Source organism: Arsenophonus endosymbiont of Bemisia tabaci Q2, assembly GCF_902713415.1.
GTDB lineage: Bacteria > Pseudomonadota > Gammaproteobacteria > Enterobacterales > Enterobacteriaceae > Arsenophonus.
Genome location: NZ_CACTIE010000005.1, coordinates 1 through 20,794 on the forward strand (window position 1 = coordinate 1; position 20,794 = coordinate 20,794).

Genomic DNA, 20,794 nt, shown 5'->3' on the forward strand with positions numbered 1-20,794 from the left:
AGTCATCATCGATGCGGGGAATATGATGGAATATTTGCCTACCTATTCGCCAGATCTTAATCCAATTGAACATAAATAGGCACAAGCTAAATGCAAAAAAAGAGCACTCGGATGCGATACAGATATTTTGTTCGGACTCAATATAGTGTAATCAAAATTAAGTCGCTTAGCTATATAAACTATGAAGATACCGGTCATTTTTGCTGCTGAGGTAGCAACCGGTTTATTTGGTCACCTGGTTGGTGCGATTAGTGGTACAAGTATTTATCGTAGATCCTCTTTTTTATTAGACAGCCTTGGTAAGCAAATTTTTCCTTCTTGGTTAATTATTCAGGAGAAGCCACATCTGATTAGCGGACTAGCGTCATCTCCCTTTGATAGTGAAGGTGTGAACACTAGTTAACGTAATATTATTGCGCAAGGGATATTACAAACTTGGTTATTGACCAGTTATGCAGCACGTAAGCTTGGCTTACAGAGTACTGGTCATGCTGGTGGTATTCATACTGGCATATAGTCGGCGAGGGGTTAGATTTTACTGTTTTGTTGCGAGAAATGGGGACGGGGTTAGTTGTTACTGAATTGATGGGGTAGGGAGTTAGCTCGCTAACGGGGGATTATTCTTGGGGAGCAGCCGGTTTTTGGGTTGAAAACGGCGTAATATAATATTCTTTCATTGAAATTACTATTGCTGGCAATCTAAAATAGATGTGGGCTAATATCGTAACAATAGGCAACGATATTGAAACTCGCAGTAATATTCAATGTAGTTCGGTATTATTACCAAAGATGCATGTTGCTGGTCAGTATTTTGCTAATAATTGCTGTCGTTAAATGAGAAGATTTGGCCGGATTGAACGGTTAAAATGATAGGCATTTACAGCAAGAGCAGAAATTACCAGATGACGGAGAAGTTATTGATGGGGTTGATGCCAACTCAGTAGCATTTTAGTGTGGCAGAATGACTTTTACTCAATTTGCCACAGTATATTAAATGACATTGAAAGAATAATAGTGTTAGCAGATATCGCGTAATTTTAGGTAGTTGATAGCGGTGAAAAGTGGCTGTTTAATAACGTTGATTTAATTAAATTTTTTGAAAGAGACTGGTTAATCTTCTTCAAGTTTATGATGAAAAAGTTGAATAATTGCTGCTAGTGCCTGCTCTTCATCTGGACCGGGTTACTTCAATATCGATATAACTACCTTCTTATGAGTCTAACATTAGCATCGCTATAACACTATCTGCTTGAGCTTCTATATTATGGCAATTGCGCAATAGCACCGAAGATTCAAATTGTTGGATTAGTTGACAGAGCATCATTGCTGGCCTGGCATGCATACCCTGTTGATTTTTTATAATGATGCGGTGATAGACAGTCATGACTTTCTCTTTTCTAACGTCCGATGACGCGACTGAACATTTTTGCCTCTAGAACGAAAATAATCAGCCAGTTGTTCGGCAACATAAACTGAACGGTGTTTACCTCCGGTACAACCGATAGCAATCGTCAAATAGCTACGGTTATTAGATTCTAACATGGGTAACCATAATTCAAGATAACTACGGGTTTGATAGATAAAGTTATGCACTTCTGTGTGTCGATCAAGAAAGGCAGCAACAGGACGATCGAGACCTGTCATAGGACGTAATTTAGGATCCCAATGTGGGTTAGGTAAAAAACGGACATCAAACACATAATCTGCGTCGATCGGAATACCATGTTTAAAGCCAAAGGATTCGAAAACCATGGTCAATTCACGTTCCCGTTTACCTAATAAACGAGCTCTAAGCATTTCAGCCAGTTCATGTACTGACATTTCAGAGGTGTCGATAACTAAATCTGCGCGTGAGCGGAGTGGCTCTAATAGATCATTTTCTTCATCAATAGCATTTTCTAATGACAAATTTTTATTTGAGAGTGGATGTAAACGGCGTGTATCACTATATCTTCTGATCAGCATATTACGATCTGCATCAAGAAAAAGTAATTGTGGGGAAAAACTAGCTGGTAGATTTTTTAACGCATTCTTGAAAATTGTTGGGTTGTCTGGCATATTACGAACATCGATACTCACGGCCGCAGAAGTTTGTCGTTCAGCAAGTGAATTTGCTAATTCTGGTAGTAAAATAACGGGCAGATTGTCAACACAATAAAAACCCATATCCTCCAGTGCCCGTAGAGCAACTGATTTACCTGAACCAGAACGGCCACTGACTATCATCAGCACCATGAGTCAACCATGAGTCATACCCCTTAAGTTTCTTCACAATGAAAATCATTATTTGGCTTAGTTTTTTACAAACCAGTTATTCAGTAATGATTTTATAGAGTTCATCATTACTTTGCGCAGCGCGTAAACGACGACATAGGTTTTTATCAGCTAACCGTTTGGCAATTAAAGAGAGAGTATGTAAATGTGGTTTACATTGCTCTGAAGGAACTAATAATGCAAACAGTAAATCGACTGACTGATTATCAATGGCATCAAAAGCAATAGGTTCATCTAAATGGAGAAAAACACCAACTGCGTCGGATGAATTGTTTTTATTTAATTTGCCATGTGGGATTGCAATACCTCCACCTATACCGGTTTTGCCAACTTTTTCACGGGTTAATAATGAGTCAAAAACGACACTTCCAGGTACATTCAGTGCAATTGCAGCAACTTCACTAATAATTTCTAGTGCTCGTTTTTTACTCGTACAATGTACATTATTTAGTGTACATGATGGTGTTAATACCGAGCTTAATGATAATTTTTTTTCACTGTTCATTGAATTTATTTACTTAGGGCAATTATACCAGATATCCATAATGAATATCTGGGATGAACGATACTAACATCGATAATCTACATTTAGTGTCATAGTGCCCTTGTTGTTTAATAACACAGATTAATGTTGTTTCAATTTTTCTTTGTATTTAGTAAGCTGGCGCGCCATTTTTTCTACCATGGCATCAATTGCCGCATACATATCATCTTCTTGAGCAGAAGCATGTAGTTCTGCTTTATTTACTTTCGCCGTTGCCTCAGCAATTTGATTAAATTTCTGTACTTTTAAAATTACATGAATAGCATTGATATGGTCAAAATATTGTTCAAATTTTGAACATTTTTTTTCCACGGTTTGGCGTAATGCTTCGGTAATTTTAATATTTTGGCCAGTAATTTGAAATTCCATAGTATCTTCCTTCTCAGTTAATTCAAATCAGTTTTTTACGCTGATTCGAGGATGGAATGGATAGAAACTCTCGATATTTAGCAACTGTACGACGAGTAATTTGAATACCCTGTTCTGCTAGTATGCTCGTTAATTTGTTATCACTCAAGGGTTTTGCAGGATTCTCTGCCGCAATGAGTTTTTTACTAGCGCACGTATAGCTATAGAAGAGGCTTCTCCTCCGGTATCAGTGTTAACATGGCTAGAAAAAAAGTATTTCAGTTCAAAAATACCTCTTGAACTATGTAGATATTTTTCCGATGTGACACGGGAAATCGTCGATTCGTGCATATCAACCTGATAAGCAATATCCCCTATTACCATAGGTTTGATATACTTTTCACCATATTCAAAAAACTGTTGTTGATTTTCAACAATACATTGGGCAACTTTTAATAAAGTTTCATTACGACTTTCTAAAGTTTTTATTAACCATTTTGCATCTTGTAAGTTGTTACGGATGAATTGGTTATCTTCTTCATTATCAGAGTATTTACCTAGAGAAGCATAATGTTGATTGATTTTTAAGCGTGGAATGTTTTCAGTATTTAGAGCTATTTGCCAGTCATTATCTATTTTGCGTACCAGAGCATCGGGGACAATATATTGTGGTTCATTAGTTTGAATGATTTTCCCAGGTTTAGGATCTAATCGTTGGATCATAGCGATAACTTCTTTCAAGGCCGTTTCTTTTAATTTGGTTTTTCGGCTAAGTTGCCGAAAATTACGATTACTAAGTAATTCTAAATGGTCGTTAATTATCAGTTTAGCTTCTTTTAGAAAAGGAAGCTCGCGAGGTAACGCTGATAACTGGATTAGTAAGCAGTCTTTTAAATTTTTGGCTGCGACGCCAATCGGATCGAAGTGCTGGATCCGTTTTAATACCATTTCAACTTCTTCCTGGATAATATCTGCTAGGGCTAAACCCGCGTAAATATCTTCAATAGTGGTGCTTAAATAGCCGGAATCGTCCACAGCATCAATAATGGCGGTGGCAATCGCGGCATCTATTTCAGTAAAAGGTGTTAATGATGCTTGCCAGGATAAATAATCTTGCAACGTTTGCAATGTTTCTCCTTGGTAGATAGGAAAATCATTGTCACTAAAATTATTGGTTAGAGTTGGATAGTTATCTGAGGGGTAAATTTCTTCCCAATTAGTATCTAAAGCTAATTCGCTTTGCACATCATTTTGTTCGATGGCGTCAAAACTATCTAGTGCCGCTGGCTCGTTATCATTAATATCTGATGTTTCAATTTCCTGGTAGAGGTCATCTTGTTCAAGTAAAGGATTGCTTTCAAGAGCTTGCTGAATTTCGTGTTGAAATTCTAATGTTGAAAGTTGCAACAAACGAATAGCTTGTTGTAGCTGTGGTGTCATCGCCAACTGCTAACTGAGTCGGAGTTGCAAACTCTGTTTCATAAAATTGGCTTAGCCTCTTGGGAATAACATAATAAAAAATTTACCAACTTTAATTAGTCACGGTTAGAGGCGGAAACCTTCTCCCAAATAGACGCGTTTGACTTGTTCATTTTCTAAAATCGCTTTAGGAGTTCCATGAGCGATAAGATGACCTTGACTGACAATGTAAGCACGTTCACAGACATCTAATGTCTCTCTCACATTGTGATCGGTTATTAATACGCCTAAACCATAATCTCTCAAGTGTTGGATTATTTTTTTTATATCTAATACTGAAATCGGATCAACACCAGCAAAAGGTTCATCTAAAAGAATAAATTTAGGATCAGCCGCTAATGCCCGGGCTATTTCTACCCGGCGACGCTCCCCGCCAGAAAGTGATTGACCGAGGTTATTTCGCAAATGAGTAATACTAAACTCTTCCATCAATTCTTCGGCACGTTGCTGTTTTTTTTCGAATGTTAAATCTTTACGAATTTCTAATACAGCCATCAGGTTATCGTAAACGTTTAGCCGGTGAAATATTGAGGCTTCTTGTGGTAAATAACCTATTCCCCTAAGAGCCCGTTCGTGAAGCGGCAGCAAACTAATATCTTCATCGTCGATAGTTATTTTTCCAGTATCACGAGGAACGATACCAACCACCATATAGAAGGTTGTCGTTTTACCTGCACCGTTTGGCCCCAGTAAACCAACGATTTCACCTGAACTGACCTCCAGGCTAACGTCTTCAACAACCTTGCGGTTTTTGTATATTTTTGCCAAATGTTTCGCAGTTAATTTCGCCATTTTCTATTATTTACTCTTACTATTATTTGTACTTTTTACCCCAGGGCCTTTTTCTTGTAATTGGGAAGGTAACAGTATGGTCGTTACTCGTTTCCCTTTATCACTAAATGCTTCCATTTGTTGGGTTGGGACTAAATAGGTAATTTTTTCACCTTTAATATTGCTATCTAGTTGTTCAAGATAAGCATTACCCGTTAGGATGACCAGCTCTTTCTCCATTTCATAACGTATTTTGTCGCTGTGACCTTTGATCGGTTTACCATCATCTTTTAATTGATAAAAATTGGCTGGTGTACCATAGGCTTCGACAACCATCTTTTTGGCATCGCCGTTCGGGCGGGTGACAACGACTTTATTAGCTCGAACATCTATAGAACCTTGTTTTATAAAAACATTTTCTGTAAATGTGGTAATATTTTTTTCTAAATCAAGTGACTGTTTAACTGAATCAATCTGAATGGGTTGTTGAGAATCACTTTTCAGCGCTATTGCTGGCAAGCTTAATATGAATATTGAACTAGTGAATGCTACATTAATGAAGATCTTTTTTGCCAATATCATTTAGTTGTTTCCTTCGGGAGCTCTCTGCTTATTGGGTATTTCATAATAGGTTTTAACATCTTCAATTAATTCAGCGGTATGCGTTCTCATATTACCGCGCATTTTCATACCCACTGATCGTAAACCGATACCAATTACTGTGACTTTATCATCAGATGAAACATCCTGGGTAATTAGGTTAACGATGGCATTTTCCGTCAAAATTTTTTGTAAATCTGAAGTTGGATTTAAGTTATTTACTTGAACATTACCATATAAATAGAGCATATTGTCGTTGGTTAATTTGGCTTTATTGGAGCGTACGGTCCAAGTGGGGATACTTTTTGGGTCATAAGTTGTTAATGCTGGATTAATAAACCAGCTGGTTTTATTACTCGAAAAGTGCCGCGTCTCATCCGTGATCAGCTTATAGGCGAATTTACCCATTGGATCATAGACATGGCTAATGGCATTACCAGTTTGATAATTTGGTTCGCCGTTATCAACCATAACGGGTGCTTTTGATTGATTAAAATCAGCTAAGTTCCAGCCAATAAGCGCTAAAACAATTAGTGTTAATATAATGTTAAACAAAAACTTAAATTTGCTCATCGTTGTTTCATTTTTGCCTATATTGATAAACCGTGGGCATTTTTCTATCTTATCTTGAGCAAGCAGGATCAGATCAGAAATTTCACGTACCGCACCTTTCCCGCCTGCTTGATATGTAACATAATGCGCTTTACTTAACAACATTGGATGCGCGTCAGCTACAGGAACCGAAAGCCCTATCTGCGACATGACAGGCCAGTCAATTAAATCATCACCAATACACCAATATAAGCAATCTGTTGAGGTTGGAGTTTTAATCGGGTTATCAGATTATTATAAGCTAATTTTTTCACTTTGCCCTTGGTAAAGATAATTAATACCGAGTGTTTTGGCACGATCTTCTAATAATTTAGCTTTACGATCAGTAATAATGGCAACTTCAATTGCAGAGGTTAGTAAACAACGGATACCATAACCATCTTTTACATTGAATGCTTTTACTTCTTCACCATTATTTCCCATATAAATTAAGCCATCTGTCATGACACCATCAACATCACAAATTAGTAATTTTATAAGACGTGCTTTTTCAACGATATGTTGGTCTATTGGGCCATAACCGGTTGTAATTTTATTATCATTATTCATGTATTATTTCCAATAATTATATGATGCCAGCTTGCAAGAGATCATGCAAATGAATAATACCAATAAGTGTATCTGCTTTTGCCACCAGTAAGGAAGTAATATGGTGGTGTTGCATCAAATTTAAGGCGTCAATCGCTAGCATATCGGGTTTTACCCTAATACCACCGGCTGTCATTACATCGGTAATTTTGGCATTATTTAAGTCAATATTCATTGCAAAGACGCGTCGTAAGTCACCATCGGTAAAAATACCTTCAATTTGCATTTCTTCATTACAAATCACAACCATACCTAGTTTTTTGCGACTAATTTCCACTAATGCTTGCTGTAATTTTGCCTGTTTCATGACATTTGGAATATTTTTCCCAGTATGCATTAGGTCACTCACTCTTAATAAAAGTTTGCGGCCCAATGTGCCACCTGGATGAGAAAATGCAAAATCTTCAGCAGTAAAACCCCGCGCTTCAAGTAAAGCGACCGCAATAGCATCTCCCATAACTAACATCGCGGTTGTGCTTGTTGTTGGCGCTAGACCTAATGGACAAGCTTCCTGCGGTACTTTGATACAAAGGTGAAAATCTGCCGCTCTTCCCATCCTACTAGCAGGATTTTTTGTCATACAAATTAATGCAATGTGTTGGCGTTTTAACACTGGAATGAGTGCTAATATTTCATTTGACTCACCGGAATTAGAAATAGCCAGAAGAATATCTTGACGACTAATCATGCCTAAATCACCATGACTGGCTTCTCCTGGATGGACAAAAAAAGCCGGTGTTCCTGTACTGGCTAATGTGGCTGCAATTTTACGGCCAATATGGCCTGATTTACCCATCCCCATAACAACGACTTTGCCAGTACATTTGAAAATCAGTTCACAAGCTTGGTTAAAATCATCATTCATATATTGCTCCAAATTGGCAAGCCCGCTACGTTCAATCTCCAATACCTTCTTCGCTGTTTTTTGAAAATCAATTTCAGACATTTTTATTTCCCAATTTGATATAACTAATTTAATTATATGGGTTAATATAGCTGGGCGACTTTAAAATGATTACAAGTAATTACTCTATATCAGTAAATTTATATTGGAGAAAAACATATATTTTGTAATCAAAATTAAGACGCTTAGCTATATTAGTAAGACTCGTTTTTTCATATCACTCGCTTTGTATTACTGTCATCAATATATTATCCGTGCGTTATATTATTAGAAAAAATAGCATTTTTCACTATGATGACATTTGAAAATTTGTTTATTGTCACGATGTAATGAACAAAAATAAAATTGGCAATAATATTGATAGCGAATATATGCTAGTTTTTAGGTAATATGTTTCATACTGAGTAAATATACTTAAATGATAATTAGACAGAAAGGCTATTATCGTCATGAAGAAGTCTGTAGATAATATCATAGAAATCAAAGATATGTCTTTTATTCGGGGTCAACGGCTGATTTTTACCGATATGAGCTTGACGATCCCCAGGGGAAAAATTACGGCAATCATGGGACCATCAGGTATTGGAAAAACAACGTTGCTACGTTTGATTGGTGGACAATTACAGCCAGATAAAGGAGAAATTTGGTTTGATGGTATTAATATTCCAACACTATCACGCGCGGAACTTTATGCTGCTCGCAAGAAAATGAGTATGTTGTTTCAGTCAGGCGCCTTGTTTACTGATATGAATATTTTTGACAATGTTGCTTTCCCTTTACGTGAACATACTGTTTTAGCAGCAGAAATTATTCGAACAGTGGTCATGATGAAACTAGAAGCAGTCGGGTTGAGAGGTGCAGGCAATCTTATGCCAGCTGAACTGTCAGGTGGTATGGCGCGACGAGCAGCATTGGCACGCGCTATTGCCCTTGATCCACAATTAATTCTATTTGATGAACCTTTTGTTGGGCAAGATCCGATAACCATGGGAGTTTTGGTTAAACTTATTGATGAACTTAATCATGCATTAGGTATTACTTGCGTTATTGTTTCTCACGATGTGCCAGAAGTGTTGAGCATAGCGGATAAAGCTTATATTGTTGCAGAGCAACATGTTATTGCTGAAGGCACAGCGAAAGAATTGCAACAAAATAAGGATGCGCGGGTTAGGCAGTTTCTTGATGGTATAGCAGATGGTCCGGTATCATTTAAGTTTCCGGCAGGAAATTATGCAGCAGATTTATTAGGGTGATGGGAGATGATACTAATTGATACATTAGCCGCATTAGGCCATCGTTCACTAGCTATGGTGGCGACATTTGGTCGTGCTGGCTATTTGTTATGTCGGGCCTTATTTGGCAAACCTGAATTTGCAAAACAATGGCCATTATTAATAAAACAGCTCTACAATGTAGGAGTCTTATCTTTATTAATTATTGCTGTATCGGGATTATTCATTGGCATGGTACTTGGTTTACAAGGATATTTAGTCTTGACCATGTTTAGTGCTGAATCCAGTCTTGGCATGATGGTCGCTCTTTCTCTATTAAGGGAAGTAGGACCAGTGGTGACCGCACTTTTATTTTCTGGCAGAGCAGGTTCTGCATTAACGGCAGAAATAGGGTTGATGAAAGCAACAGAGCAGATCTCTAGTTTGGAAATGATGGCGGTTGATCCATTACGTCGAGTTATTGCACCACGTTTTTTGGCGGGACTGATCAGTATGCCATTACTGGCATTAATTTTTGTCGCCGTAGGCATATTAGGTGGTGCGCTAGTCGGTGTTCATTGGAAAGGAATTGATGAAGGCTTTTTTTGGTCATCGATGCAATCTGCTATCGAGTGGAAAAAGGATATTCTCAACTGTTTTATTAAAAGTGTGGTATTCGCTTTTACAGTCAGCTTGATAGCTTTATTTAATGGTTATGATGCCATCCCAACATCGGAAGGGATAAGTCGTGCAACAACCAGAACCGTTGTTGATTCTGCATTAGCTGTGTTAGGTTTAGATTTTGTGCTTACTGCACTGATGTTTGGGAATTAATTCATGCAAAGTAAGAAAAGTGAAATTCTAGTTGGACTATTTGTTTTGATTGGATTAGCTGCAATTGTCTTTTTATGTTTAAAAGTTGCAGATATTAAATCATTTGGTAATCAACCGACTTATAAAGTTACTGCCTCTTTTACCAATGTAGGCGGATTGAAAGTAAACTCGCCGGTAAAAATACGTGGTCTGGTGGTTGGCCGAATAGTCGATATTATGTTGGATAAGAAAACTTATACGCCACGTGTTACCTTAGCGATTTTTAGTCAATATGATAATATTCCTGATAACAGCTCATTGTCGATACTTACTGCGGGATTATTAGGTGAGCAGTTTTTAGCACTTAATATGGGTTTTTATGATCCGGATATGGGAATTACCTTTCTTAAGGACGGTGGACGCATCGAAGATACTAAATCGGCAATAATATTGGAAGATTTAATTGGGCAATTCTTATATAGAAGTGGCGATCCTAATCGTTCGAATAGAGCAAGCTCAGTTTCCGGAAATAACGAAAAATCTTTCACGACACCATCATGAACAATCTTATATGATAAGAAAAAGAACCTATTTTATGTTTAAACCTTTCTTAATAATGGCTTTGTTAGTGGTTGCTCCATTTGCGATGGCGATAGATCAAACTAATCCATATAAACTGATGCAAGAAGCCGCTGCTAAAACTTTTACTCGCTTAAAAAATGAGCAGCCCATGATCCGACAAAATCCAGATTACTTACGCAGGGTTGTTTGTGAAGAACTTATGCCTTATGTACAAATTAAGTATGCAGGAGCATTAGTCTTAGGATCTTATTATAGTAGTGCAACCCCTTCACAACGGGATGCTTATTTTCAGGCGACTGCAGCCTATTTGGAACAAGCTTATGGGCAAGCTTTGGCAATGTATCATGGGCAACAATATCAAATTGCGCCTGAACAACCGCTGGGTGATAGGAATGTGGTTGCTATTCGGGTAACAATTGCCGATCCACAGGGCCGACCACCTGTACGTCTTGATTTTCAATGGCGTAAAAATAGCAAAACTGGCTATTGGCAGGCTTATGATATGATTACTGAAGGTGTTAGTTTAATTACAACTAAACAAAACGAATGGGCTAATATTTTACGCAATAAAGGTATTGACGGCTTGACAAAAGTGTTGCTCAATAGTGCAAAAAATCCCATTACGCTGGAAAATAAAAAATCATGATACCCATATTGACTTGGGAGCAGAAAGGTCAAATGTTGATTTTAATCGGTGAGCTTGATCGTGATACTCTACCCGCTTTTTGGCAACAGAGAAATCAGTTGCTAAAAAGTATTAATGCGATTAATGTTTCCCAGTTATCTCATATCGATTCTACCGGACTCGCTATGTTTATTAGGTTAAAATCAGAACAGCAGTCAGAGAATAAATGGGTATTTGAAGGTATTAGTGAGCATTTTAAGACCCTTATTAGGCTTTATAAACTTGAGGATTTTATGAACTAATTGGGTCATAAATTTTAAAAATAGTTTATATATAAAGCAAACGCTCTTGTGCATTTTTATGCCAAGGGCGTTTTGTTTGATTTGCAGCAGATGATAGATCGATTAGGGTAGATGGATTGTTTTTTAATGTTAGAATTGAGTTTAATTATGGATACAAATAAAATAAAGCAAGTATTAATAGAACAATTGAAACTTGATGAAGTGATTGTAAATGGGGAAGGTAGTCATTTTCAAATAATTGCTGTTGGTGAAATGTTTGACGGTATGAGTCGGGTTAAGCAGCAGAAAGTGATTTATGCACCACTAATGGAATATATTGCAGATAATCGGATCCATGCATTATCAATTAAAGCTTATACCCCCGCGGAATGGAAAAGAGATCGTAAGCTTAATGGTTTTTAAGACTATACTTTTGCATTAATAATATAAATATTACTCATAGAGAATTTCTAGATGGACAAGTTTCGATTGAAGGGGCCAACCCGTTTGATGGGAGAAGTCTGTATTTCTGGTGCAAAAAATGCGGCACTACCGATATTGTTTGCATCGCTTTTAGCAGAAGAACCCGTTGAATTACAAAATGTTCCAAAGCTAAAAGATATTGATACAACAATTGAATTACTTAATCAGTTAGGTACAAAAGTTGAGCATAATGGCGCTATTTTTGTTGACGCACATGGTATTAATAAATTTTGTGCTCCTTATGAATTAGTCAAGACGATGCGTGCATCTATTTGGGCTTTGGCGCCATTAGTGGCTCGTTTCGGTCAAGGCCAAGTATCTTTACCGGGAGGATGTGCGATTGGTGCGCGTCCAGTTGATTTACATATTGCCGGGCTTGAACAACTTGCTGCCAAAATTACCTTAGATGAAGGTTATGTTAAAGCATCGGTTGATGGTCGTTTGCAAGGCGCCAATATTGTTATGGATAAAGTTAGTGTCGGCGCCACCGTGTCTATTATGACGGCTGCAACTCTGGCAGAGGGAAAAACCGTTATTGAAAACGGAGCTCGTGAACCTGAAGTTGAAGACACAGCTAATTTTTTAAATTCATTAGGGGCAAAGATCACGGGTGCAGGTACAGACAGCATTATTATTGAAGGAGTTTCCCGCTTAGGTGGTGGTATTTATAGAATTTTACCTGATCGGATTGAAACAGGTACATTTCTGGTTGCAGCTGCTATCTCTGGAGGTAAAGTAATCTGTCGCAATACTAAACCAGCTACATTGGATGCAGTATTAGCTAAATTACGTGAGGCGGGTGCAGAGATTGAAATTGGCGAGGATTGGATCCAGCTGGATATGCATGGTAAGCGGCCAAAAGCAGTGACTATCAGAACAGAACCGCATCCAGGCTTTCCAACCGATATGCAGGCACAATTTAGTTTACTTAATTTATTGGCTGAAGGTGTTAGTACAATAACAGAAACTATTTTTGAAAATCGTTTTATGCATATCCCTGAGTTAATTCGTATGGGAGCCCATGCCGAAATAGAAGGAAATACCGTTGTTTGTCATGGTGTTGAACAACTTATGGGTGCACAAGTCATGGCTACCGATTTACGGGCATCTGCTAGTTTAGTACTTGCTGGATGTATTGCGAAAGGAAAAACGACTGTTGATCGGATTTATCATATCGATAGGGGATATGAGAAAATAGAAGAGAAGCTACGTAGTTTAGGGGCCAATATAGAACGTATTACTGCAAAGAAAATATAACCTGCTTTACTAAGGTAAAAATCAGTACCTTTATGAGACTGCTAATTCTTACTTATTGTAGTAATAATTTACCTTCATTGTACTCTTCAATTTTAACTTGGACAGTCATTCTTTTTTCGTTGCGCAGTAGTGTGATAGGGATGATACTGCCCGGACTAATTTCAGCAACTTGATCCATTGTTTCCGCAGCCGAAACAACCGGTCGATTATTAACAGAAATAATAATGTCACCGACTCGAATACTAGCATTTTCTGCCGGGCCATTAGAGCCGCGATCTGAAAAATACGTAGCCCTTTAATTTGATTAATATCGTTATTGTTAGAGCGAATACGGGGTAAGTCCCGCGCAGTGATACAGATAAAACCGCGGATCACGAATAAGTTTTTCCATAATTTTAGTTGCTAATTCTGTTGGAATAGCAAAACCTAATCCCTCAAGCGTAAAACCATTTTCTGAATGATCAAATGAGAGTGAGTGTATTAATTCCCATCAATTCACCTTCAGTATTAATTAGCGCTCCGCCTGAATTTCCATGATTAATAGACGCATCGGTTTGTAGAAAATTCTGTCGGCGGGTAGGACTTAGCCCAACCCGTCCAGTGGCGCTAATAATTCCTTTTGTCACTGTTTGTCCTAAATTATAGGGGTTACCGATGGCTAACACGATATCGCCAACGTGCGCTTTACGTTGTGGGTTAATCTGAATCACAGGAAGATTTTCGGCGTCTATTTTTAAAACAGCCAAGTCTGTTAAGTTATCTGAGCCAACGATGAGTGTGTCAAAAATTAATCTATCAGGCAGTGCAATCTGAATTTGATTCGCGTTATTAACGACATGTCTGTTGGTAATAATATAACGGTTACTGCTCATAATGACACCAGAGCCTAATGCAGTTAATTCGCGCCCATTTTGGGAAAAACTACCGGTCCCGCTCCTATAAACATAGACAACTGCCGGTGCTGCTCTACGTACCGCTTTACTATAACTAATTGGTTGTTCATCTTTTTTACTGTCGAGGAGGTCAGTGAGTCCTTTTGGGCGTATAGATGGAATAGCCATTAGCAAAATAGTAGCGATAACAAGCCCTACAATGACGGCACGAAAAAGCTTGATGAACATAGTAAGTATTCTGTAATAAAAGATTAACGAGATAATAAAATAGCAGGATACCATAAATACAAACAGGTACGATAGTTAACAGTACCTGTTTGCTGGGTGATTAATTGAATATATTATTACCGCGAAGTAATAAATAGATATTTTGATCACCACGTAAAATATTTAATGCTAAAGCAGTAGGTTTAGTTTCAATAATTTTACGCAGTTGATTAATATTTTCTATCCGTTGTTCGTTGGCACTAATAATAAGATCACCTTTTGCCAGGCCAAGCATGGCTGCAGGTGAATTAGACGAAACGTTATCAACCTTGACACCTTTAGTGCCTTTGATTGTACTATTGCTTAAAGTGGCTCCCATTACTGACGTGGTTAAAACTTCGCCTTTCGTACTCCTGGAATCACTATCTTCTAAGGTAACATTCACTTCCATTGGTTTGCCTTTACGTAGTAAACCGATGGTGATCTGCTTACCGATTTCACTAGTGCCAATTTTAGCTCTCAATTCAGCGAAGCTATTGATATATTTTTTATTAATCGAAACCAAAATATCACCAGATTGAATGCCTGCTTTAGCTGCTGCAGAATTTGGTATCACTTCACTGACAAATGCCCCTTTTTGCACATCAATCTTCAATGCTTTTGCTACATCAGAAGTCATTTCAGTGCCTTTGATCCCTAGCAATCCACGTTTTACTTCACCATTTTTGATAATTTGATCACTAAGAGATTTAGCCATATTGGATGGAATGGCAAAGCCAATACCAATATTACCGCCACCAGGCGCTAAAATAGCGGTATTAATACCAATTAGTTCACCATTGAGATTAACTAATGCGCCACCTGAGTTACCTCTATTAATAGAAGCGTCAGTTTGAATAAAATTTTCCAGACCTTCTACATTTAAACCACTACGACCTAATGCAGAAATAATGCCTGATGTTGCTGTTTGACCTAAACCGAAAGGGTTACCAACAGCAACAGCAAAATCACCAACTCGCAGTTTATCGGAGTCAGCTATTTTAATCGTCACTAAGTTCAATTTTTTCAGATTTGCTGTACTTGAATCTTTGATTTGTAATAGGGCGATATCTGTTTGAGGATCACGGCCGATAAGTTTAACGTCAATTTCTCTGCCATCATTAAGCTGAATTTGGATGCTATTAGCATTATCGATGACATGGTTATTAGTTAGGATATAACCTTTTTCAGCGTCAATAATAACCCCGGAGCCTAATCCTTCAAAAGGGCGAATATTTTGTTGTTCTGAGGGAAAATTGGGCCCAAAAAAGAATTTAAATTCTTCGGGTAGCTGCTGATTTTGAACACGTGTTCCAGATACGCGAATACTAACTACGGCAGGAAGTACTTTTTCTAGCATCGGTGCTAGGCTAGGTAATTCTTGAGCAGATGATAAAGCAATTGGTGGCATTGATGCAGCATGATTTACTGCAGGTATACTTATGAGTGAAAGACTGATACTCATAGCTAATATAGTTAAAAAATGTTTTTCTTTTTTTTTCATCATGAATTTAATTCTCTTCATACCTAATTTATTTAAGGTAATTTGCTATCCTGTATCCTGTATCCTGTATCCTGTATCCTGTATCCTGTATCCTGTATCCTGTATAGAAAAGGCCTCAGCAACTTTAAGACTTTCAATTATGCAAAAAAGTTCAGCCAACAGATAGTAGTAATTGTTTTTTTACATGTATTTACATGATATTAATTTTTTACAACAAAATAACTCTATCAGGTGGATACGCTATCATCAAAATTAGGTAAAGATGCAATTTTATTAATATATCAAACCTAATTTACTTTCTTTTTTCTTTTATTGTGCGAAATAAGCCAGAAGAACTTTCAGAGTAATCTTTAGGTGGTAAATTAACCGGAGCTTGATCATTGTCTGATTCTGATTCAGTCAAACGATAGTTAAAAGGGTTGTTTTGTATTGGCATATCAGGCATCAATTCATGAGAACTTTTTGCCATATGCTGGTAGAGTTGACGATAATCTTGCGCCATGTTATCGAGTAACTCTGCACTACCCGCAAAATGGCTGACCAATTCTTTACGATATTCTTCCAATTCATGGTTTTTCTTTTCAAGTTCAGCTTGTAAAGCTTGTTGGTTGCGTAGCTTGGTATTACCGAAGCGAACTACTAGTGCACCAATAATGAAACCTACAATTAGACCGATTAGTGCATATTCCCAAGTCATGTTGACTCCTTCATTAACAAAACAACATTTATTTTCATAGAAATACAGCTAAGCGTCTTAATTTTGATTACAAAATATATGTTTTTCTCTAATATAAATTTACTGATATAGAGTAATTACTTGTAATCATTTTAAAGTTGCTCAGCTATAGATTCACAGTATAGCAGTCACTATACCTGTTAAAAGGCTATAAGTGAAAGTGGGAAAAGTTATTGCTAATGATTTCATAGTATTTTGCGGTATTAAAGTATAGCTAAGCGACTTAATTTTGATTACACCATATTAAGTGCGAACAAAATATCTGTGTCGCATCCGAGCGCTCTTTTTTTGCATTTAGCTTGTGCCCATTTATGTTCAATTGGATTCAGATCTGGCGAATAGGTAGGCAAATATTCCACCATATGCCCTGCATCGATGATGACTTGTTGAATACTCTGTTTCTTGTGAAAAATTGCATTATCCATCATGATTACACTGTTTTTAGGAAGTACTGGGATAAGGACTTGGGTGACCCATGCATAGAAAACATCGCTGTTAATATTGATATCAAATAATCCGATAGCAAACACCGTTGTGCCCAATAAAGCGCCGATAACATTTGTTCTTCCTTTAACTCCCCACCAGTTCTTGAGACCAACACACCGTTGACCTTTCGGGGAATAGCCGTGAGTCCGCGGGGTATCGTGTGAAAAAGCACTTTCATCAATAAAAACAATATGCTTGCCTTCTTTTTCATACTGTTGTTTTTTATTGAAACGTTTGTCGAGTGTTTTTGTCGGCTTTCGGATGACGTAGAGTTTTTTATAGGTCAATCCCATTTTTTTAAGAGCTTGCCAAATGGCCTTCTGACAAACGCCAAAACGCTCTGCAGGCTCTTTTTAGTAAGCATCTGGATATTGTTCAACATCTTTTATCAACTCGGATTTATCGATTTTTCGCTGACGCGTAGTCGATGCTTTTGGCTCTATTTGATTAATCCAACACGATACAGATGCAGAGCCAATCCGAAATTGCTTCGCTGTTTCTCGGATACTCAACCCTTCTTCTTCCATCGTAAATATCACTTTACGTCTAAAATCAATTGAATAGCTCATATAAATAATGTCATCAAAATTAAGTCGCTTAGCTATATTATGTGAAGATGCACGTACTCAAAATGACTATATCGTCTTAGCAAAAGATTATCATACGGTAATACTGTATAATGTTTTATTGATGTCAGAACTCCATGAAGATCTAGCCAGGCGTTTTCTCGCGCTGATTGATGAGTTTTATGAACGAAAAGTTAAGTTGATTATTAATGCTGAGGTAGCAATGGATAAACTTTACAAAAGGAATTTGTTACGTTTTGAATATCAACGCTGTTTATCAAGATTGCAAGAAATGCAGAGTGAGGAATACCTGAAATTACCTCATATAGCTTGATTAGCGGGTAATAATACAATAAATTGACGAGAAATTTATTTTTTGGGTCGATTTTTGGCGAAAATTTCTCTATAATCTTTGCCACCCCACGTTACAGCAAGTTTTTTACTTCCCAAAATTTTGCATTAATGTCAGTTTGACTACTCGAAGGGGTAGGATTTACTGGACAAAAATTAGCGTGAACATGGTGAAGTATTTTTATAAAATATGAGTGTTCGCCAACATGTAACTTATATATGGGTAAGCTTTAATGAAAACTTTTACAGCTAAACCAGAAACCGTAAAACGTGACTGGTACGTTGTTGATGCAGATGGAAAAACTTTAGGCCGTCTTGCAACTGAAATAGCTCGTCGTTTGCGCGGCAAGCATAAAGCGGAATATACTCCGCATGTCGATACTGGTGATTACATCATTGTTGTTAATGCAAAAAAAGTTGCTGTTACTGGTAACAAGCGTGAAGACAAAATCTACTATCGCCATACTGGTTATATCGGTGGTATCAAACAAGCGACCTTCGAAGAAATGATTGCCCGTCACCCTGAGCGTGTAATTGAAATTGCGGTTAAAGGTATGCTACCCAAAGGACCTCTTGGTCGTGAGATGTACCGTAAAATGAAAGTTTATGCGGGTAGTGATCACAACCACGCGGCACAGCAGCCGCAAATTCTTGACATTTAATCGGGATGGATATAGGCAATGGCTGAAAATCAATACTACGGCACTGGTCGCCGGAAAAGCTCTTCCGCACGTGTCTTCATTAAGACAGGTAGCGGTAATATTACTATCAATCAACGTAGCCTAGAAGAATATTTTGGCCGCGAAACGGCGCAAATGGTTGTTCGCCAACCGTTAGAATTGGTTGATATGTTACAGAAACTGGATCTATACATTACCGTTAAAGGTGGTGGGATTTCTGGTCAAGCAGGTGCAATCCGTCATGGTATTACACGTGCATTGATGGGATATGACGAGACACTACGTTCAGAACTACGTAAAGCTGGGTTTGTTACTCGTGATGCGCGTTCTATTGAGCGTAAAAAAGTGGGACTGCGTAAAGCACGTCGTCGTCCACAATACTCTAAACGTTAATTTCTTGTTTTTACAAAAAATTAGTAAAAAAAGCCCGCCTAAAGGCGGGCTTTTAACATGTTATAAATTTATATTATTTTGCGATTATTAATTTAATTTTTTTGTTATTAATTTTTTCAATAAAAAATTGCTTTAATTTTTTACATTTATCATAAAAGCTTGTCAAGCTTTCCCCCATATTGAACAAAATCTGATAAACTATAGGCCATTATTTTCTTATCTATTTCTCACCTGATTTGGTGGAAATAACATGTATTAATTGTAGTTTAATAAATAAAGGTCAAATGTCTGTTAACCGACTAAATTAGTTCACCAGCATTTTAAACATGTAAGAATGGCCTAATTAATTATATTATGGCCGTTTATTCTTTTTTAATAAAACTTGGAGGTTTTCATGGCTGTCGCTGCCAACAAACGTTCGGTAATGACACTGTTTTCCGGGCCGACCGACATATTTAGCCATCAAGTGCGGATCGTGTTGGCAGAAAAAGGCGTGAGCGTTGAGATTGAGAATGTTGAAGCGGGTAATTTGCCTCAAGATTTGATTGATCTAAATCCTTACCAAACAGTACCAACGCTGGTTGATAGAGAATTAACATTGTATGATTCCCGTGTTGTTATGGAATATCTTGATGAACGCTTTCCGCATCCACCATTGATGCCTGTTTATCCCGTTGCTCGTGGTAATAGTCGTTTGATGATACATCGGACAGACAAGGACTGGTATTCTTTGATGTATAAGATTGAAAACAAGGATCCTCAAGCTGAGGCTGCCCGTAAGCAGTTAAGGGAGGAACTGATAGCAATCTCGCCAATTTTTAAAGAAAGACCGTTTTTTATGAGCGAAGAATTTAGTCTAGTTGATTGCTATTTAGCTCCCCTTTTATGGCGTTTACCTTACTGGAAGATCGACATTCCTAAAGGAAAAGAAACAGAGGGTATTCGTTCTTATATGGAACGTGTATTTGAGCGAGACTCTTTCCTTGCTTCATTAACTGAAGCTGAGCGTGAGATGCTTTTATCTACCACAGGTTAATTTATTATGGAATTGTTAGGAATGTCGCCACGTCGTCCTTATCTTCTTAGGGCTCATTATGAATGGCTTCTCGACAATAATATGACACCCCATTTAGTTGTGGATGTTAATATTTTTGGCGTAAATGTACCGATGGAATATGCGAATAAAGGACAGATTATTTTAAATATTACACCTTCTGCTGTCGGTAATTTAGAACTGACTAATGAAATTGTCAGCTTCAATGGCCGTTTTGGTGGCGTTCCTCGCCATGTTGAAGTACCTATGAGCGCTATTATTGCTATCTATGGGCGCGAAAATGGAGCAGGAATAATGTTTGAACCTGAGCTAGAATATGAGGATGCTGCAGGCAATTCTATTGCTCAAAGTCAAAATTTAGTACTGGTTAGTGATACTGAGTTGTCAAACGAAGCGCAAGAAATAACGCCGATTTCATCTTCTGATGATGAGTCGCCGATTCCACCGAAAGGACCCCCGACGCTACGTGTTATAAAATAAGTTATCTCATGATTGAGGGAGAGTATCAAATAC

At 37.6% G+C, this 20,794-nt stretch carries 23 protein-coding genes and 6 pseudogenes; 14 read left to right on the top strand and 15 right to left on the bottom strand.

Annotated features, from left to right (window positions below; genetic code table 11):
• Positions 1 to 178 precede the first annotated feature (178 nt).
• Positions 179 to 834: pseudogene (locus tag ARSQ2_RS00305) on the top strand (metallopeptidase TldD-related protein); the annotation flags it as partial.
• Positions 835 to 1,110: 276 nt separating this feature from the next.
• Here the strand turns inward: ARSQ2_RS00305 and npr are convergent.
• The 10 genes and pseudogenes from npr to kdsD all read right to left on the bottom strand — a co-directional run bounded on the left by npr (position 1,111) and on the right by kdsD (position 8,162).
• Positions 1,111 to 1,384 (bottom strand): annotated as a pseudogene (npr, locus tag ARSQ2_RS00310) (PTS phosphocarrier protein NPr).
• A complete protein-coding gene (rapZ, locus tag ARSQ2_RS00315) occupies positions 1,381 to 2,235 on the bottom strand; it encodes an RNase adapter RapZ (RefSeq protein ID WP_181993959.1) in 855 nt (284 codons plus the stop codon). The pseudogene npr and the gene rapZ overlap by 4 nt, the downstream one beginning before the upstream one ends.
• A 76-nt stretch (positions 2,236 to 2,311) precedes the next feature.
• A complete protein-coding gene (ptsN, locus tag ARSQ2_RS00320; RefSeq protein ID WP_181993960.1) occupies positions 2,312 to 2,779 on the bottom strand; it encodes a PTS IIA-like nitrogen regulatory protein PtsN in 468 nt (155 codons plus the stop codon).
• A 120-nt stretch (positions 2,780 to 2,899) separates the two neighbouring features.
• Complete coding sequence (gene hpf, locus ARSQ2_RS00325) at positions 2,900 to 3,187, bottom strand: ribosome hibernation promoting factor (protein WP_181993961.1); 288 nt, start codon at positions 3,185 to 3,187, stop codon at positions 2,900 to 2,902.
• Positions 3,188 to 3,209: 22 nt separating this feature from the next.
• Positions 3,210 to 4,606 (bottom strand): annotated as a pseudogene (locus tag ARSQ2_RS00330) (RNA polymerase factor sigma-54).
• 105 nt (positions 4,607 to 4,711) lie between these two features.
• A complete protein-coding gene (gene lptB / locus ARSQ2_RS00335) occupies positions 4,712 to 5,437 on the bottom strand; it encodes an LPS export ABC transporter ATP-binding protein (RefSeq protein WP_181993962.1) in 726 nt (241 codons plus the stop codon).
• 6 nt (positions 5,438 to 5,443) lie between these two features.
• Positions 5,444 to 5,992, bottom strand: coding sequence for a lipopolysaccharide ABC transporter substrate-binding protein LptA (gene lptA, locus ARSQ2_RS00340; RefSeq protein ID WP_238334220.1), 549 nt, complete (start codon positions 5,990 to 5,992; stop codon positions 5,444 to 5,446).
• 6 nt (positions 5,993 to 5,998) lie between these two features.
• Positions 5,999 to 6,589 carry an LPS export ABC transporter periplasmic protein LptC gene (gene lptC, locus ARSQ2_RS00345; RefSeq protein ID WP_181993976.1) on the bottom strand — a complete coding sequence of 197 codons (591 nt, stop codon included), beginning with the start codon at positions 6,587 to 6,589 and terminating at the stop codon, positions 5,999 to 6,001.
• Between the two features lie 17 nt (positions 6,590 to 6,606).
• Positions 6,607 to 7,177, bottom strand: a pseudogene (gene kdsC, locus ARSQ2_RS00350) (3-deoxy-manno-octulosonate-8-phosphatase KdsC).
• A gap of 16 nt (positions 7,178 to 7,193) precedes the next feature.
• Positions 7,194 to 8,162 (bottom strand): arabinose-5-phosphate isomerase KdsD, encoded by a 969-nt coding sequence (kdsD, locus tag ARSQ2_RS00355; RefSeq protein ID WP_202880346.1) that lies wholly within the window; start codon positions 8,160 to 8,162, stop codon positions 7,194 to 7,196.
• 103 nt (positions 8,163 to 8,265) lie between these two features.
• Here kdsD and ARSQ2_RS13430 point away from each other — a divergent pair, with 103 nt between their 5' ends.
• The 8 genes from ARSQ2_RS13430 to murA all read left to right on the top strand — a co-directional run bounded on the left by ARSQ2_RS13430 (position 8,266) and on the right by murA (position 13,372).
• The gene (locus ARSQ2_RS13430) at positions 8,266 to 8,391 is read left to right on the top strand and encodes a hypothetical protein (protein WP_255487067.1); all 126 of its coding nucleotides are present in this window, start codon (positions 8,266 to 8,268) and stop codon (positions 8,389 to 8,391) included.
• 178 nt (positions 8,392 to 8,569) lie between these two features.
• Entirely contained in the window at positions 8,570 to 9,373 is an 804-nt protein-coding gene (gene mlaF / locus ARSQ2_RS00360) for a phospholipid ABC transporter ATP-binding protein MlaF (protein ID WP_181993964.1), read from the top strand.
• Between the two features lie 9 nt (positions 9,374 to 9,382).
• Positions 9,383 to 10,165, top strand: a complete 783-nt coding sequence (gene mlaE, locus ARSQ2_RS00365) for a lipid asymmetry maintenance ABC transporter permease subunit MlaE (protein ID WP_181993978.1) — start codon at positions 9,383 to 9,385, stop codon at positions 10,163 to 10,165.
• Positions 10,166 to 10,168: 3 nt separating this feature from the next.
• Complete coding sequence (gene mlaD / locus ARSQ2_RS00370; protein ID WP_181993965.1) at positions 10,169 to 10,705, top strand: outer membrane lipid asymmetry maintenance protein MlaD; 537 nt, start codon at positions 10,169 to 10,171, stop codon at positions 10,703 to 10,705.
• A gap of 34 nt (positions 10,706 to 10,739) precedes the next feature.
• The gene (mlaC, locus tag ARSQ2_RS00375) at positions 10,740 to 11,372 is read left to right on the top strand and encodes a phospholipid-binding protein MlaC (protein ID WP_181993979.1); all 633 of its coding nucleotides are present in this window, start codon (positions 10,740 to 10,742) and stop codon (positions 11,370 to 11,372) included.
• Positions 11,369 to 11,653, top strand: a complete 285-nt coding sequence (mlaB, locus tag ARSQ2_RS00380; RefSeq protein ID WP_181993966.1) for a lipid asymmetry maintenance protein MlaB — start codon at positions 11,369 to 11,371, stop codon at positions 11,651 to 11,653. Before mlaC ends, mlaB begins: the two co-directional genes overlap by 4 nt.
• A gap of 147 nt (positions 11,654 to 11,800) precedes the next feature.
• Positions 11,801 to 12,055, top strand: coding sequence for a BolA family iron metabolism protein IbaG (gene ibaG / locus ARSQ2_RS00385; protein ID WP_181993967.1), 255 nt, complete (start codon positions 11,801 to 11,803; stop codon positions 12,053 to 12,055).
• Between the two features lie 51 nt (positions 12,056 to 12,106).
• On the top strand, positions 12,107 to 13,372 hold the full coding sequence (murA, locus tag ARSQ2_RS00390; RefSeq protein ID WP_181993968.1) for a UDP-N-acetylglucosamine 1-carboxyvinyltransferase: 1,266 nt from the start codon (positions 12,107 to 12,109) through the stop codon (positions 13,370 to 13,372).
• 52 nt (positions 13,373 to 13,424) lie between these two features.
• Here the strand turns inward: murA and degS are convergent.
• From degS to ARSQ2_RS11775, 5 genes and pseudogenes are all read right to left on the bottom strand, one after another.
• Positions 13,425 to 14,493 (bottom strand): annotated as a pseudogene (gene degS, locus ARSQ2_RS00395) (outer membrane-stress sensor serine endopeptidase DegS).
• A 100-nt stretch (positions 14,494 to 14,593) separates the two neighbouring features.
• Entirely contained in the window at positions 14,594 to 16,018 is a 1,425-nt protein-coding gene (locus ARSQ2_RS00400; protein ID WP_276529416.1) for a Do family serine endopeptidase, read from the bottom strand.
• 289 nt (positions 16,019 to 16,307) lie between these two features.
• A complete protein-coding gene (gene zapG, locus ARSQ2_RS00405) occupies positions 16,308 to 16,712 on the bottom strand; it encodes a Z-ring associated protein ZapG (protein ID WP_181993970.1) in 405 nt (134 codons plus the stop codon).
• A gap of 272 nt (positions 16,713 to 16,984) precedes the next feature.
• Positions 16,985 to 17,530, bottom strand: coding sequence for an IS630 family transposase (locus ARSQ2_RS00410; protein WP_202880347.1), 546 nt, complete (start codon positions 17,528 to 17,530; stop codon positions 16,985 to 16,987).
• A 60-nt stretch (positions 17,531 to 17,590) separates the two neighbouring features.
• Positions 17,591 to 17,806, bottom strand: coding sequence for an IS630 transposase-related protein (locus ARSQ2_RS11775; RefSeq protein WP_202880348.1), 216 nt, complete (start codon positions 17,804 to 17,806; stop codon positions 17,591 to 17,593).
• A 37-nt stretch (positions 17,807 to 17,843) separates the two neighbouring features.
• On the opposite strand from ARSQ2_RS11775, the pseudogene zapE reads away from it, so the two are divergent.
• The 5 genes and pseudogenes from zapE to sspB form a co-directional block, all read left to right on the top strand.
• A pseudogene (gene zapE / locus ARSQ2_RS00415) lies at positions 17,844 to 18,137 on the top strand (AFG1/ZapE family ATPase); the annotation flags it as partial.
• Between the two features lie 250 nt (positions 18,138 to 18,387).
• Positions 18,388 to 18,816: a 50S ribosomal protein L13 gene (rplM, locus tag ARSQ2_RS00420; RefSeq protein ID WP_181993972.1), complete on the top strand. Its 429-nt coding sequence runs from the start codon at positions 18,388 to 18,390 to the stop codon at positions 18,814 to 18,816.
• An 18-nt stretch (positions 18,817 to 18,834) separates the two neighbouring features.
• Positions 18,835 to 19,227, top strand: a complete 393-nt coding sequence (gene rpsI, locus ARSQ2_RS00425) for a 30S ribosomal protein S9 (RefSeq protein ID WP_181993973.1) — start codon at positions 18,835 to 18,837, stop codon at positions 19,225 to 19,227.
• 394 nt (positions 19,228 to 19,621) lie between these two features.
• Positions 19,622 to 20,263, top strand: a complete 642-nt coding sequence (sspA, locus tag ARSQ2_RS00430) for a stringent starvation protein SspA (RefSeq protein ID WP_181993974.1) — start codon at positions 19,622 to 19,624, stop codon at positions 20,261 to 20,263.
• A gap of 6 nt (positions 20,264 to 20,269) precedes the next feature.
• Positions 20,270 to 20,761, top strand: coding sequence for a ClpXP protease specificity-enhancing factor (gene sspB, locus ARSQ2_RS00435; protein ID WP_181993975.1), 492 nt, complete (start codon positions 20,270 to 20,272; stop codon positions 20,759 to 20,761).
• Positions 20,762 to 20,794 lie beyond the last annotated feature (33 nt).